Annotated in this window: 11 protein-coding genes; 8 read left to right on the top strand and 3 right to left on the bottom strand. The window is 37.0% G+C overall.

Annotated elements, in window-relative coordinates:
- Positions 1-192: 192 nt before the first annotated feature.
- The 7 genes from A1704_RS14470 (at position 193) to A1704_RS14440 (ending at position 10,654) form a co-directional block, all read left to right on the top strand.
- Complete coding sequence (locus A1704_RS14470; RefSeq protein WP_062674537.1) at positions 193-1,809, top strand: T9SS type A sorting domain-containing protein; 1,617 nt, start codon at positions 193-195, stop codon at positions 1,807-1,809.
- A gap of 6 nt (positions 1,810-1,815) precedes the next feature.
- Positions 1,816-5,241, top strand: a complete 3,426-nt coding sequence (locus A1704_RS14465) for an RHS repeat protein (protein ID WP_062674535.1) — start codon at positions 1,816-1,818, stop codon at positions 5,239-5,241.
- 7 nt (positions 5,242-5,248) lie between these two features.
- Positions 5,249-8,713 (top strand): DUF6443 domain-containing protein, encoded by a 3,465-nt coding sequence (locus A1704_RS14460; RefSeq protein ID WP_082798792.1) that lies wholly within the window; start codon positions 5,249-5,251, stop codon positions 8,711-8,713.
- A gap of 5 nt (positions 8,714-8,718) precedes the next feature.
- Positions 8,719-9,072 (top strand): hypothetical protein, encoded by a 354-nt coding sequence (locus A1704_RS14455; protein ID WP_062674531.1) that lies wholly within the window; start codon positions 8,719-8,721, stop codon positions 9,070-9,072.
- Between the two features lie 597 nt (positions 9,073-9,669).
- Entirely contained in the window at positions 9,670-9,972 is a 303-nt protein-coding gene (locus A1704_RS14450; RefSeq protein WP_062674529.1) for an NTF2 fold immunity protein, read from the top strand.
- The gene (locus A1704_RS24650) at positions 9,962-10,270 is read left to right on the top strand and encodes a hypothetical protein (protein ID WP_062674527.1); all 309 of its coding nucleotides are present in this window, start codon (positions 9,962-9,964) and stop codon (positions 10,268-10,270) included. Before A1704_RS14450 ends, A1704_RS24650 begins: the two co-directional genes overlap by 11 nt.
- A 15-nt stretch (positions 10,271-10,285) precedes the next feature.
- On the top strand, positions 10,286-10,654 hold the full coding sequence (locus tag A1704_RS14440; protein WP_455580129.1) for an immunity protein Imm33 domain-containing protein: 369 nt from the start codon (positions 10,286-10,288) through the stop codon (positions 10,652-10,654).
- A 290-nt stretch (positions 10,655-10,944) separates the two neighbouring features.
- Here A1704_RS14440 and A1704_RS14435 read toward each other — a convergent pair whose 3' ends face one another.
- Positions 10,945-11,334 carry a hypothetical protein gene (locus A1704_RS14435; protein WP_034699917.1) on the bottom strand — a complete coding sequence of 130 codons (390 nt, stop codon included), beginning with the start codon at positions 11,332-11,334 and terminating at the stop codon, positions 10,945-10,947.
- A 35-nt stretch (positions 11,335-11,369) separates the two neighbouring features.
- Between A1704_RS14435 and A1704_RS14430 the strand changes: the two genes are divergently transcribed.
- Entirely contained in the window at positions 11,370-11,981 is a 612-nt protein-coding gene (locus A1704_RS14430; RefSeq protein WP_062674523.1) for an NUDIX hydrolase, read from the top strand.
- Positions 11,982-12,139: 158 nt separating this feature from the next.
- Here the strand turns inward: A1704_RS14430 and A1704_RS14425 are convergent, their stop codons facing one another.
- A complete protein-coding gene (locus tag A1704_RS14425) occupies positions 12,140-13,411 on the bottom strand; it encodes a UDP-N-acetylmuramoyl-tripeptide--D-alanyl-D-alanine ligase (protein ID WP_062674521.1) in 1,272 nt (423 codons plus the stop codon).
- Positions 13,412-13,562: 151 nt separating this feature from the next.
- Positions 13,563-15,164, bottom strand: a complete 1,602-nt coding sequence (gene gldJ / locus A1704_RS14420; protein ID WP_062674519.1) for a gliding motility lipoprotein GldJ — start codon at positions 15,162-15,164, stop codon at positions 13,563-13,565.
- Positions 15,165-15,173: the final 9 nt, after the last annotated feature.

The following is a 15,173-nucleotide window of genomic DNA, read 5'->3' as shown; positions in this document are numbered from 1 at the left end:
AATTTCATATGTACAAATTCAGATCAGTTTTGATGCATAAGAAATACACTATTTTTTGTACCAAAAGAATATTATATTTGAAATGTTTTTTGCCCTATAAAGGCATCTGATTCTCAGAAACGGATAAGGATAAAAAACTGGATCTAACCATGATCTATCATAATAACAATGTCAACTTAAATAAACACGGGAATGAAAAAAATCTCTCTCAGTGCATTCATTCTATGCACAATCCTTGGAATATCTGCTCAGGAAGTAGTGTGGCAGAAAGATATAAAATCCTCTACCCAGGATTTTCTAAGCCAGGTCACCACAACCATAGATCAGCAGTATTTGATCACAGGAAGCTCTATTCAAAGCAATAAGCAACAGGCTTCAGGCAGTAAGCAAAACAACGGTTATGATTTTCATTTGGTAAAACTCAATCAGCAGGGAGAAGAAGTCTGGGAGAAATATTTTTCTGGACAAAATCATGATTATCTTTCTGCTACCGTTACCACTCAGGATGGAGGATTTCTTTTGGCCGGAACATCTTATTCCGGAAAAGGATTAGACAAAAAAGACGATTCCAAAGGAGGCTCTGATATCTGGCTGATCAGAATCAATGAATTTGGAGATGAACTATGGCAGAAAACTATTGGGTCGTCTGCCGATGAAGAAGCAAGAGCTGTTATCCAAACTACTGATTTAGGATTTTTTGTAGCCGGAAATGTGCAAAATTCATCCAAAGGCTATGGTTCAAAAGACGTATGGATTACCAGAATTGATAAAGACGGAAAAGAACTCTCCCAATTGATCTTAGGTGGAAAAGGGTTAGACGAAGTAGAGAAGATGATTCCAACGAGAGATGGAGGAGCGTTGCTGGGGATTTATTCAAGGAGTTCCGAGGTTCGTGTTGCAGGTTCTGAAATGCAAAGTGCAGATTCTGCATCAAACGTTCAAAACACTCCCCCCGTATCCCGAAACTCGAAACAAACTGAAAACTTTGGTGAGGGCGATTACTGGATTGTCAAGTTGGACAAAAACGGGAAAGTAGAATGGGAAAAGAACTTTGGAGGCAAAGGAGATGACCATTTGAGAACTCTGGCTTTAACTTCCACTGGCTTTATCATTGGCGGAGAATCCAGATCAGAAAGATCAGGAAATAAAACCGTAGGTATTGAAGAAGGAACTGACCTTTGGTTAATTGCTTTAAATGAAAGAGGTGATGAACAATGGCAGAAATCCTACAATTTCAAAAACAGAGATATTTTGATGAGTATGAGTGTTCTTCATTCTGCAGATGATAAATCTTCTAAAGGTATTCTCTTGGGAGGTTACACCCAGGCTGAAGGAAGAATCCAAGCTGATGATGAAACCTTCTGGATGCTTTATCTGGACCAGAATGGTAATGAGCAGTGGCGAAAACACATAAAAGGAGAATCCAGACAAAAAGAAGAAAGACTTTCTGATTTAAAACTCAACAGAGACGGTTCCATTATTCTCGCTGGAACCAGTGCAGAAGAATTGGGTAAAGAAAACTGGAAAATTGTAAAGCTGGGCGACAAACAAGTTGATCAGCTGATTGAAAAATACGATATCAAGATCTATCCAAACCCTGTTTCGGATTATGCTTACGTAGAAATCGGTTTTGATTTTAAGGATGCTGATATTCTGTTGTATGACATGAGCGGAAGACAGCTTCAAAGTATAAAAACCAAAAACAGAGTGACTAAGATTAATACCCAGGCTTTGGTGCAGGGAGCTTATCTGGTGACAATAAAAACAGATACCAGTAAAACTGCGAATTCCAAATTAATTAAGAAATAAAAACACATGAAGAAAAATATAACCAGTTTGTTTTTTTGCCTGTCCTTTGGAACAGCATTAGCACAAACTACAGGCAGCAAACCGTCCACCCTTCCAAATATTATTCCTCCATCTGCAGAGTCTTACAAACTGGGCTCCTTTGGAAACCTTCCGATAAGTTTGTTTACAGGAAATGCCAATGTAGATATCCCTGTGACGTCCTTTTCGGCCGGAAATATTACTATACCCATCAGACTTAATTATTTTTCCAATGGAATAAAAGTAGATGATATGAACGGCTCTACTGGTTTAGGCTGGAACCTTGTTTCAGGAGGTGTAATTACACGAGTTATAAGAGATCTCCCTGATGAGGACAACCAATCTAATATAAATATTCCAACTAATATTGGAGATTTAGGAGCTAATACTACAGCGGCTATGCAATTTTTCCAGGATGCTTCCTTCGATGATATAGATACAGAGCAGGATTTATATATGGCGAGCTTTGGAGGCATGCAGATCAAATTTGTCTTTGATAAAAAAGGAATACCAGTGATTTATTCCCAAAAAGATGTTGTCATTGAAGGAACAAGCGGTGGAAATTCTTTTACTATAACGGTAGATAATGGAACCAAATACTATTTTACAGATAAAGAGACGACATCTAACCGCACCGCTGGTGCAGGACATTCTCTTATATCCATTTCTACCACAGCCTGGTATCTTACAAAAATTGAGGATATTACCAGCGGAGAAACAGTATTTATTGAGAATGTAGATGGTGGTTATACCAACACGATGAGCCAGTCACAGACCTTATCTTACACATCACCTAACGCGGGTCCAATGACATCAAGTTGTGGAAATCCTGCATTTATCCGATACCCACAGGTCAGTGAGCTGATCAGCCATAACCAGACCGTTGCCGGAAAACAGATCAAGAGAATATACAGTAACAATCCTTCTTATGGAGAGATTATATTTGATTACCTAGAATCAGGAGGCAGCAGTGATTATAAACGATTGCAAAAGGTTACTAAAAAAGTTAATGGCAGCATTATTAATGATGTTACCCTTAATTACAACCTTACAGCCAACAACAGATTATTTCTCACTTCTGTAGTAGACGGTATTTTAAACACTACCTATGGGTTTGAATATAATTTACCGGATGTATTTCCTCAAAGACTCTCCTTCAGTAGAGATAGTTGGGGATATTATAATGGTGTAACCGGCAACACCAATCTTGTCCCTTCCATATATGAGGTAGCTTTGTGGAGCTCATATAACGGAGCTTCGCAGCCAGTCAGCCCACAACATACACCTATAGGGATACTTCAGAAGGTTATTTACCCTACTAAAGGCTCTACTGAATTTTTTTATGAAAATAATACTGCGATTGAGAAAAATGTGATGTTGAGCCCATCAGAAAGAACGGGGGTTCAAATCAAGGCAACTGCGGATGATAATAATGCTCATGTTGAAAATACAGTGGTTTTTACTCCACTAAAAACAGAAGAAATAAGCTTGGGAGGGAGTGCCCAGTTTAACAATACGTGTGATCCGGCTGAACAAATCACCGGAAAGCACAGAGCTATTGTTAGTCTCTTGAAACCCGATGGACAAGCCGTACCATTGTATTATAAAACTTCAACAGGGGTTGTTACCAATGCAGGTAATTCAGTTACTTTTCCTACCAATAATGGAGGAGGTATTTTTGCCCATGTCCAGAAAGATGAACCTTTAACCCTTAAGCTTTGGACACTATTTGTTTGTACCCGTTCCACAGCATCCGCAAGCTATACCAGTAAAGAGGCCGTTTATGGAGACAGAGAAGTGCCTATTGGAGGTTTAAGAATTGCTAAAATTGTAGATACCTCAGAAAATGGAGTGGCATCAACTAGAAAGTTTGTTTACCGGGATTTGAATGATCAATATACGGAAGCCGTGGTATTAAGAACTCCGGCATTTCAGGAGCAGCTTCTTTATACCAGAACTTGTAGTACAAATAATCCCAATCTGCCAAGTGGATCAGTTCCTACAGGAGTAGAAAGGTTTCCTTATACAATGGTAACATCTTCCAATATTAATCAGCTATTTGCTACCCATCCCAATGTATTTTATAAAACCGTGCAGGAAATTGTAGAAGGAAAATCAAATATTATCCATAATTACTCTATTAGTTCAGATGATTTTGGTAAAGTAATTCACGGAGATAATATCCGAAACTCCGTCTGGACAAACTTTGGGTGGAATAATGGGCGCGAACTTTTGACTAAGTATCTGGATGCCGGAGGTAATCTGGTACGCACTGTAGAGATGAATTATGAAGAGGATAACAGCAGAAAATATCAGGTGGATGGTTTTTCGATCAGAAAAAATTATGACAATCCTGTCACTAAAAATGAGACCAAACTCTGCACAGCAGAAGATGTGGTAAAAACCATTTCGTATAGTTACTGTACTGCCAGCCATTCTCATAAATACAATGCTGTAGATGGGTATAAAAACTGTCAGGCATCAGGGGCTCAAAATGTGACTCAAACGTATAATGATGTTTGTTTTGGTAAACCCGTAGGTCTGATTACCTATGAAGATAAACTGGATAATCTTGATATTGTACAATATAAAAATATCTCTCATTTCGAGTACCTGAAGTCTCAGAAAACAACAGATTATCTGAATGGAAATGCTATGAAAACAGAAACCCAGTATTTCTATGGCAATCCCAAACACCATCAACTGACAAGTGAGAAAACGATTTTCCCTGATCTGTCTTCTACGGACAAAACCTATCAGTATGCCCATGAGAAAAACAACCAGCTGATGATTGATAAAAACATGGTGGGGATTCCATTGGAAACGAAAGCACAACAAACGGTAAATAATATCACCAAAGTGACCTCCCGTGACGAAACGATTTATCCCACAGCTCTGCCTCATGCAGTTACCGGAAACTTAGTACTTCCATTATCTGAATACTCTTACGATACTCTGAGTCCTGCTACTTCCTCTAAGGATGTTATCTATGAAAAATATGATGACAAAGGAAATATTCTCCAATACAGGGAGAAAGACGGTACTCCGGTAAGTATTGTGTGGGGATACAACAAAACAAGACCCATTGCCAAAGTTGTAGGAGCATTGTATAGTCAGGTGGAAGGTTTGATCACTACTATGGTAGCGAAATCCAATGAAGATGCTGCTGATCCTACGAAAGAAGCTGAACTCTTACTGGCTCTTGATGCTTTTCAGCCTGTTGGAATGACCACCAAATATACTTACGACCCTTTAATAGGGGTAACCACTATTACTCCACCTTCGGGAGTTAGAGAACTTTATATCTATGACACAGCTAACCGATTGAAACAGGTTCAGGTAAGGGAAAGAGACAACGCAGGAACCTATAGCTATAAGGTGGTGAAAGAATTCAAGTATAATTATAAACAGTAAACACACCATGAAAAAAATACAACTTTTAGGTCTGCTGTTTACAGCGATGACGGCCTTTGCACAAAGTACAACAGAAAACTATATACACTCCAAAACCTGTTTAAATGGTGACTGCAGCAAGAAAACAGAAACAGTTACTTATTTTGACGGATTGGGAAGACCCAAACAGATCATTAGCGTAAAAGCCACCACTACCGGAAAAGATCTGGTGACGCCCATTACCTATGATGGGTTTGGAAGAAAGGATAAGGATATCCTTCCTGTCCCGGCTAATACCCTCAATTCAGCCATTCATACCGGAATTGTGAATGAAACAGCGGCTAATTCTTATTACGGTGTCACCAATGCGTATACAGAAAGAGACATTGAAAATTCTCCATTGGACAGGGTAAAACAAGTGGCCCAGCCGGGTGAACCATGGAAAATGGCAGCCGGACATACCCAAAAGTTTAAATATGAAGTAAACCAGGGCTCAGAAGTAAAGAAATTTATCACCAATACAACTACCAGTACAACAGGAACAGATAACCAAACGGTTTCTTCTGTATCCATAGTCCCAGGCAGTGAATTTTATGGGGCAGGAACATTATACAAAAATACGGTAACCGATGAGAATGGAACTCCGGTTATCCAGTTTCAGAACGGACGTGGTGAGACTGTTCTTGTACGTAGAACAGATGGAACCCAAAATATTGATACCTATTATGTGTACAATGAATACGGGCAAAAGGCATTTGTAATTCCCCCTCTGGCGGTAAAGAAAATTGAACAAAACAGCAATGTGGTTACCACGGATATTGTAAACAGTCTTTGTTATCAGTACCGATATGATGGATTGGACAGACAGGTGGAAAAAAGACTGCCCGGAAGAGACGATTGGGAATCGGTAGTGTATGATGCTGCCGACCGCCCCGTGCTTACCCAGGATGTGAACCTGAAAAATAAAGGACAGTGGCTGCTGACCAAATATGATGCTTTAGGCCGTATTGCTTATACGGGACTTGTTTCGGGTGGGGACAGAGCTTCAATGCAATCCCAGCTTGCCACACAGGTGGTAAGTGAAACACCTTCTGATACAGGATTCAGTAAAAATGGTATTATGGTATATTATACCAACAATTTCCTGTCAGCTTTTACTACGGTGCTAACGGTTAATTACTATGACTCTTATCCAAGGGATACCAAAGAGTTTCCTCCTGCAAAGATCCTTGAGCAGTACGTTATCAATGAGGACAGAGCTATTAACGGCGGCGTTTCTACAAAAGGTCTTCCCACAGCATCTTATGTAAAAAACATTGAGGACGATAACTGGACCAAAACCTATTTCTATTACAACACCAAAGGGGAAAAAGTAAGTGAAAAAAGCTGGAATCATTTAGGAGGCTATACCAAAAAGGAATTTAAGCTTGATTTTTCCGGCGCGGTAGATGAAAGCTATACCTACCACAAAAAAGGAAGTGCAGATACTGAAGTTTTTATCAAAGAGAGATTTGTATACGATGAACAGAAAAGACTGCTGAAGCACTATCATAAGGTGAACAGCCAGACAGAAGAACTTTTGGTAGAAAACACCTACAATGACCTGGGACAGCTTACTAATAAAAAGACAGGAAATACAACGGGTATCCCTTTACAGTCTATAGACCACACCTACAATATCCGTGGATGGCTTACGAAGGTAAACGAGCCAACGAACCTCAATGGGAAGCTCTTTGCCTATGAAATTAAATACCATAATCCTGTTTATTCTACAGTTTCTACAGGGAAATACAATGGAAATATTGCAGAAATAGATTGGTCAAGTGCGGATAATGGTACATTCAGAAGGTATAATTATCACTACGATGGATTAGACAGATTAAAAAATGGCATTTATTCTGAGCCTAATGCCGCGGTTCCGATGAATAATTTTTATAATGAAGCCCTTACCTATGATGTCAACGGGAATATCCAAAGTCTGAAAAGAAACAGGTTATTGCAGAATTTCGGAGCAGAGCAGATTGATGCCCTCACTTATACCTACAATGGAAACAGGCTTTCCACTGTAAGTGATGCTTCCGGAAATTATGCAGGTTATCCGGGCACTTGGGGAATTCCCTTTACATACGACAGTAATGGGAATATGACCAGCCATGAAGACAGAGGAATATTACAGATAGACTATAATTATCTGAATCTTCCTAACAATATAAAATTTAATAGAATATATAACACTCGTGACCTTGCGAGCATTTTTAATGTCAATACAAAGTATCTGTATAATGCTGCCGGAGCCAAACTGAGAAAAGTATATACCTATGGAACAGGCAGATCACAGCTGGAAACCATCGACAAAACAGATTATCTGGATGGATTTCAGTATACCAATGATATTTTAAGTTTTGTTCCTACTTCAGAAGGATATTATCATTTCGTTCAGAATAAGTATATTTACAATTACACAGATCATCAAGGAAACATCAGATTAGCGTATTACAAAGATGCTTCCGGAAATCTGAAAGTAGACAGAACCACCAATTACTATCCTTTTGGATTGGAGTTTGGGGGGGAATTAGAAACTACTAATTCTATATCTCCCACTTATGCCTATTCATATAATGGTAAAGAAAAACAAAGAGAAACCGGATGGGATGATTATGGAGCTAGGATGTATATGCCAGATCTGGGAAGATGGGGTGTTGTTGACCCGCTGGCGGAAATATCCCGTCGCTGGTCTACTTACGCTTACGCATATAACAATCCCATTAGATTCACTGACCCAGATGGTATGCAGAATAAGGATGTAATAATTTCAGGAGACCTCAAAGATAAAGCATTTGAACAGCTGCAAGCAAAAGTGGGAAATCTTAATCTGCAAATGGATTCAAAAGGAAAAGTTACTGGAAGTATTAAAAACGGTGCAACAGCAACAGCTGCTGAATTAAAATTGCTAGAAGCAACAAATGACTCTTCTGTTATGGTGAATTTAGATGCAACAAGTTCAAATAGTGTTGATAATACTCCGATTTTAGGGGGAGCTTTTGGAGGAAGTGAAATAGACAACAATGGAATTGTTCAAACAAATCAAATTATGAATCCAAATCAAGCAGAGATAATTGAAAATGCTACTGGACGGCCAAAAGGAGGAACAGTATTACATGAAATTCTTGAATCTTATATTGCAGGGAAAAATAATCCAGGTGCACCCGGCTTTGGAATTGGGGGAGATTTAAGTGAAAAGCCATACCTTAACGCACATAATGCAGCAAAACGATTAGATCCTACTCATAATAATTATAGTGTATCTCAATCCATAGATTCTGTGGATGTGACCATTGGGGGAACTAAATTTGGAACAGTAACAACTTATATTAATATTACAAAAACAAAACCGTTAATTAAAAGTAATGGGGAACCACATAAGAGAAAAACCGTGACAAGCGTCACTAAGGTTCCTGTTGCAACTGCAAAAGATATCAGATTAAGAAATTGAAAAAAATGAAAAATTTTATATTAATTCCTGTACTTATTTTAAATTCATTTCTTTATAGCCAACAAAAAGTTGAAATCAAAATAAAGAAAGTCATTGAATTTGAAAAATCGTATGTTTTTAAATTTTTAAATTTAAAAACGAGAAAAGTAGACTATTTTTTTTCTTACAAAAAAAACACTTGTGATAGTGGATCGAAAATTATTAAAGGCAAAAAATATACTATTGTAATGTCTGAATTTACTATTCCTCATCAAAATGATGGAAATAATTATTCAATTGAAATAGGTAATTTTACTTTACCTTCTAAGCATAAATTATATTATTCTGATAATGTCAATGGGTTGTATGTTTGTAAATGACAACAACATTAAGAAATGAATCTATTTATTGATACTTAGTTGAAAAAAGAGCTATTTTATAGATAAGTTCTAAAAATGATAGTAATAAATTAGGGTATTGATTGCAATACCTTAATTTATAAAAAGTAGTTGATTTTGATGAATTATTGGGGGAATAGTGGCTTAAAATCAATAGAAACTAGTAGGTAAAATTAATGGTAGATACCATTGATACATCGAAAGCAATTACTCTTCGCTCCGGCACGAATCCCTTCGTGTGGAACTTATACTACTAATTCAGTATTTATTATTTGTGATGTTGATATATGAATTCAGAATAATAAAGAGCTTCTTTTAAAAATATAAGATCATTAAAAACAAAAGTTTTTAGGAATTCAATCTGGTGCTCTGATCTATAGTTTTAAACTAAATTACACTAAAGGATTTGTGCGTTAGCAAGGGATTTGACAAGCTTATATTATCAAAATATTCTGTCTCCCAATTTTAGAGGTATTTGGTATCCCTTGGGCTATACTTAATTTGTCAAAAGAACTTATTACATAAACCATTGTTCAACTACAGTGGTTTTTTCCTATCTTTTGTTAAATAAATTATTCAATGAAATATTGTATTCTTATAGCATTAATTTCAGTAACAAGTTGTAAAAAGAGTAATACATATAAAGGAGAAAAGACTCTAACAGATAAAGAAATTGCCATTTCCATAGCTGAAAGGAAATGGAAGCAAGTTTATGGTAAATCAGCAATAAATAAACAAAAACCATTTGTTGCAGAAAAGAAAAATGACAGCATTTGGATTGTACAGGGAAATCTTCCATCACCACCGGGAATAGGTGGAGTTGCTTATGCCGAAGTAAATATAAAATCAAAAAAAGTGGTTAAATATACGCATGGAGAATAAAAGCAGTATTCTTTATCACTTTAGGAATATCACAATAAGGTCAGATGATAAGAATTTATGTACTGAAGGGCTTTATTTGATTATCGGGAAAGAATTGAAGTTACAGACAGACAATCAAAAAACTGAAGATTACTTAGAAGTACTCAAATATCTTATTAACTACTGTGTAGATACTAATCTTGTGATTATGGACAGTCAAAATATTGGCTATTATTCATGGCTTTTACAATTCAGGCTGGATGAATATAACTGCTATGATCTATATGAAGCAAACTCAGACGGTAGTGGCTTTAATTAAGGTTGTGATACGGCAATTTCAGTTGTTAGACAACAAAGTAAAATTTGTTGGGAACAAAATCTTATTCCTCTTTTTCCAAACTTCAATCAGTCAGTGGTTATATCAGATGGTGTTTATGAAGGAAAAGATATTGAAGGAATCAGATATGATTCGCGTCAGGGCGAAAGTGGCTGGTATCTTATCACAGACGACTATAATGATGATATTAAATCATTGAAGATGGTTCACTTTTATCATGTTGCTTTTGCCCGACCTGATATTTTACAATATCTGGCAATACCTTTCGGATACAGATTTATTATAAAAAACGGAAATGTTGAAATATGTAGAGATGAGGAAGAGGAATGCTCAAGCATGTTTCAAAAGGTTATTTTCCATTATTAAATGACATTGACAAAGAAAATTATAAATAAATAATTGACTAATCCTTTTAATTAATACTCAAGATTAGTGATTAATAACGGTGTTCTTATTGGGAACCCTTCGACAGGCTCAGGGTGACAGGTTGCAAACCATCCGTAATTTTTAAGCGTTGTCTGGCTGAGCCTGTCGAAGCCGTTATTATTGACAGAGATAGGTTAATAATTTAAAAAACAGGTATTTATTGGTTGCCTGTTTTATTTTCGCCAACTTTCCTGTAAAAATAAAAAAACCTTCAGAAATGAAGGTTTTAATTATTTATAAGCTTCGATTTTATCGGTAAGCGTATTGATAAAGTTCTGTAAAGGTTTTTCTACCATCATTTTGATGAACGGATTGAATTTTCCTTCAAATAACATCTGAACTTCAGTCTGGTTTTCACTGATTGGGTTCAGTGTAGCGGTTAATGAGAAGTCCAGACTTGAACTTGCAGATCTTAAAACAGCTTTCTGATCGTCTACTTCATCAATTTTTAATGCGATTTCAGGCATACCCTGTAATCCAAATTTAAATCCGTTATCTCTTGTTTCAAATTTCTGAAGACCGTCCGGCATAAAATCTTTATAGTTTTCAGGTGATTTCAACAACTCGGTAAGTTCTTTAGATGATTTATTGACAATAATCTTTCGTCCTTCTAAATTCATTTTTTATTTTTGTATTAAATTCTTAACTATTACAAATGTATAAAGTTTTTGTCAACGAAAAAAAATTATTACTATCTAAGCATCCTGAAGAACTTGAAAAAAAGCTTGGGTATGAAAATTATACCACTTTAGAAATCGCTTTGGATCTTCTGGAGAATACTTCTGTGCAGGAACTGAATGTGTATGGAGAGAATTTGGATGAAATCTGGCAGGAGTTTCAAAAGCTGTTCAGAATTATAGAGGCAGCTGGAGGTCTCGTTAATAATCCTGAAGGTAAGATTCTTTTCATCAGAAGACTCGGCAAATGGGACCTTCCTAAGGGTAAGATGGAAAAAGGAGAATCCAGAGAAGAGTCTGCAGTAAGGGAAATAGAAGAAGAAACAGGTTTGAGTGATGTTGAACTTGTACAATTCATCAATACTACTTACCATATCTATGTAGAAAGAAATGGAGAGAAAATCTTAAAATGTACGCATTGGTTTGAAATGAACTTTGACGGCGAAGATACTTCCAAACCGCAAATAGAAGAAGGTATCACCGAAGTTGCATGGAAAACGACCTCAGAAATTGAAAATGAAGTATTCCCAAGTACTTTTAAAAATATCAAACTGATCGTAAAAGAATTCTGGAATTTGAAGAAATCTTAAAAGCCGGAAGCTGGAAGAATGAAGCCGGAAGTTACTATCCGGCCAATTACTTCTTTAAGTGTTATTGATCAATGAAATTTTATAAAGCTGAAGAAATAAGAGAACGGTCTTCAATTTCCTTCATGAGCTCTCCTCCACCAGCGCCCAGCTTCCTTACTTTAAATAAAGTCGATCACTTTCTCCAGCGCAATTCCTCGGGATCCTTTCAACAATATGTTTTCCGACTGAATTATATTCTGTTTTAAATAGTCTGTTAATTCCGCTGTATTTTCAAAAGCAAGGCCTGAAGCATTCACTGCTTTAAAATGTTTTCCAACAGTAATAATCTCATTGAAATGAAGGTCCTGAGCTAATTTTAAGATGTTCTGATGCTCTTTCTCACTTTCATCACCCAATTCCAGCATATCACCGATAATAATGGTTTTACTGCCTTCAAAACTGATGAAATTATTCAGAGAAGCGGTCATAGAACTTGGATTGGCATTATACGTATCCAGAACCAAAGTCCTCCCCTCTTTTTTCACCACCTGAGATCTCATATTCGTTGGAGTGTAGAGTTCCAACGCATGTTTTATTTTTTCAAAGCTGATTCCAAAGTGAAGTCCTAAACTGGCAGCAGCACAAAGATTGGTAAAATTGTACTCTCCTGTCAGTTTTGAAACCGCTTTTACTCCCTGATAGATCAATCCTACAAAATGCTCTTCTGAAAAAGATTCAAAATGATAATTAGAGGTTTCTGCTCCAAAAGTAATTTTAGGAGAATAGTTTTCAGTTTTCTCTACCTGAATAGGATCGTTTTCATTAACAACAATAGTTCTGTTATTGTTTTTAAGATAATCATAGAGCTCAGACTTTCCTTTGATTACTCCCTCAAAGCCTCCGAATCCTTCCAGATGAGCTTTTCCAAAATTGGTAATATATCCGAAATCAGGTTGTGAAATAGTACACAGAAATTCAATTTCTTTCTGATGATTTGCCCCCATTTCAATTACGGCCATTTCATGTTCCGGTTTAATGGAAAGGATAGTCAGGGGAACTCCGATATGGTTATTCAGATTTCCAGCAGTATACTGAACATTAAATTTTTCAGATAGAACAGCGTGAATCAACTCTTTGGTAGTGGTCTTTCCATTACTTCCCGTAAGTCCTATAAAAGGAATAGCAAGCTTACTTCTATGATAGATTGCCAGCTGTTGTAAAAACTCAAGAGTAGATGGAACATAGAAAATATTTTTATCTCTGTTTTCAAATTCCGGAAGTTCAACAATCACTGCCAAAGCTCCGTCATCAATGGCTTTTTCCGCCAGCGTAGCTGCATTGAAATTCTCACCGGAAAAGGCAAAGAAAATATCATTCTCTGCTATTTTTCTACTGTCAATGGTTACTTTTGCCGCCTGCAAAAATAAAGGATAAAACTGTTCTATATTCATGTGGAAAATATATATCTTTTTTTAAATAGCATGCAATCGCCAAATCTATATAAGCGTTTTAAGCTTTTTAGTCCAAGCAATTTCACGAGTCAAAAATAAAAAAACCTTCCGAGAGTTCGGAAGGTTTTTTATAAGTATTTTTTGATAAATATTATCTTCTAGTTCTACTCTTATCGCTGGCTTTAGCATCCTGTGCAACACGGAATCCTACCCAACCATAAGCTCTGTTTTGATTTTTATATCTTCTTTGTCCCGGATCCAGCCAGTAAGCTGTATCCTGCCAAGAACCACCTTTTACCACTCTGACCTCGTTAGAAATTCCGGAAGTTCTTTCTTTAGTATCTTTCTGTAACTTCACTCTACCCGTTGCATCTACCACAAAGCTTTTCTTAGGAGCATTGTACATATCGAATCCTGCAGCAGAATCAGAAGCTCTGTAATATTCTAAAGAAGACTGTCTGTCACCATCTCTGTAGTTTCTGTAGTCAGCGATAGTTTGTCTTTCAAATTGTCCGGGAAGCCCTCTGTAAACTAATCTTCCGTCAGCTAAAGTATCGTATTTGATAGTACCTTCGTCGATCATTTTGTAAGTACCGTCACCGTTTCTTACAATCGCCTGAGGCATATTTCCTCTATAGTAGTTGAAATCGTTGTAATCTTCATCGATAATAGGTCTGTAAACGTCAGCCGTCCATTCAGAAACGTTTCCGTACATTCCATAGATTCCTAAATCGTTAGATGGATATTGTCTTACGTCAGAAGTCTGAGCAGATCCGTCATTCTTCCATCCAGCGATACCAGAATAGTCCCCTTTACCCATTTTGAAGTTTTCAAGGAACATTCCTCTATTTCTTCCTTTAGTACCTCTTAATCTTTCGATTTCAGGTTTTTTACCAAGATATTGGTTATATTCTCTGTTTTTAGCCATACCAAGAGCAGCATATTCCCATTCTACTTCGGTAGGAAGTCTGAACTTCTGTACCATTGCAGAATTTGGAGCTCTGTTAGCAGCCAGCAATCTCTGGTTGGTTGTTTTCATACCAGTTTTTTGCTGCATTCTTTTCTCATTGATGTATCCTTGCATTTCAGGATCATTCGCTTTGAATTTATCCATGTTGAAAGCAGTACCTCCCTGGTTATTGGATTCGTTGATATACAAATCTTTAGCAATAATACCAGCCTGCATTAAAGCTTTTTCGTTCGCTCTGTCTGACAGCCATTCACAGTATCTGTTTGCCTGAGTCCAGGAAACTCCTACTACCGGATAGTAATCAAATTCCGGAGAACGTAAATACGTTTCGTTATAATCGTTTCTTGCTAATTTGTTGTCCCATAATAAGGTATCCGGTAAAGCACCGTTATAGATCTCCTTAAAACTCGGGTCACTTGGTGGGAATACATACTTCAACCATGTAAGGTATTCGCGGTATTCGTAGTTAGTAATTTCAGTTTCACCGATAAAGAATGAACTTACCTGCATTCTGCGAGGTGTGTTATTCCAATCGTGCATAACATCATCTTTCACTAATCCCATTGTAAAAGTTCCACCTTCTACATATACCATCCCAGGCCAACCCTTCTGCTTCTGTTGCTTTCCTGCAAAAAACCAACCCTGTTTTTCGTTTGGTTTCCAACCTGTTTTGCTGACAAATTTTTTGGTACCGCCACCTTTGCTGGTTCCTGATCCGCCACAGCTGGTTAATGCAAGTGTAGAACTTAATGCTATTAATGAAAACAACTTTAGTTTTTTCATAGTCGATAT

The sequence above is a fragment of the Chryseobacterium cucumeris genome, from assembly GCF_001593385.1.
Classification (GTDB): domain Bacteria; phylum Bacteroidota; class Bacteroidia; order Flavobacteriales; family Weeksellaceae; genus Chryseobacterium; species Chryseobacterium cucumeris.
The sequence above is the reverse complement of the archived record's forward strand: the minus strand, read 5'-3'. Positions and strand labels throughout refer to the sequence as shown.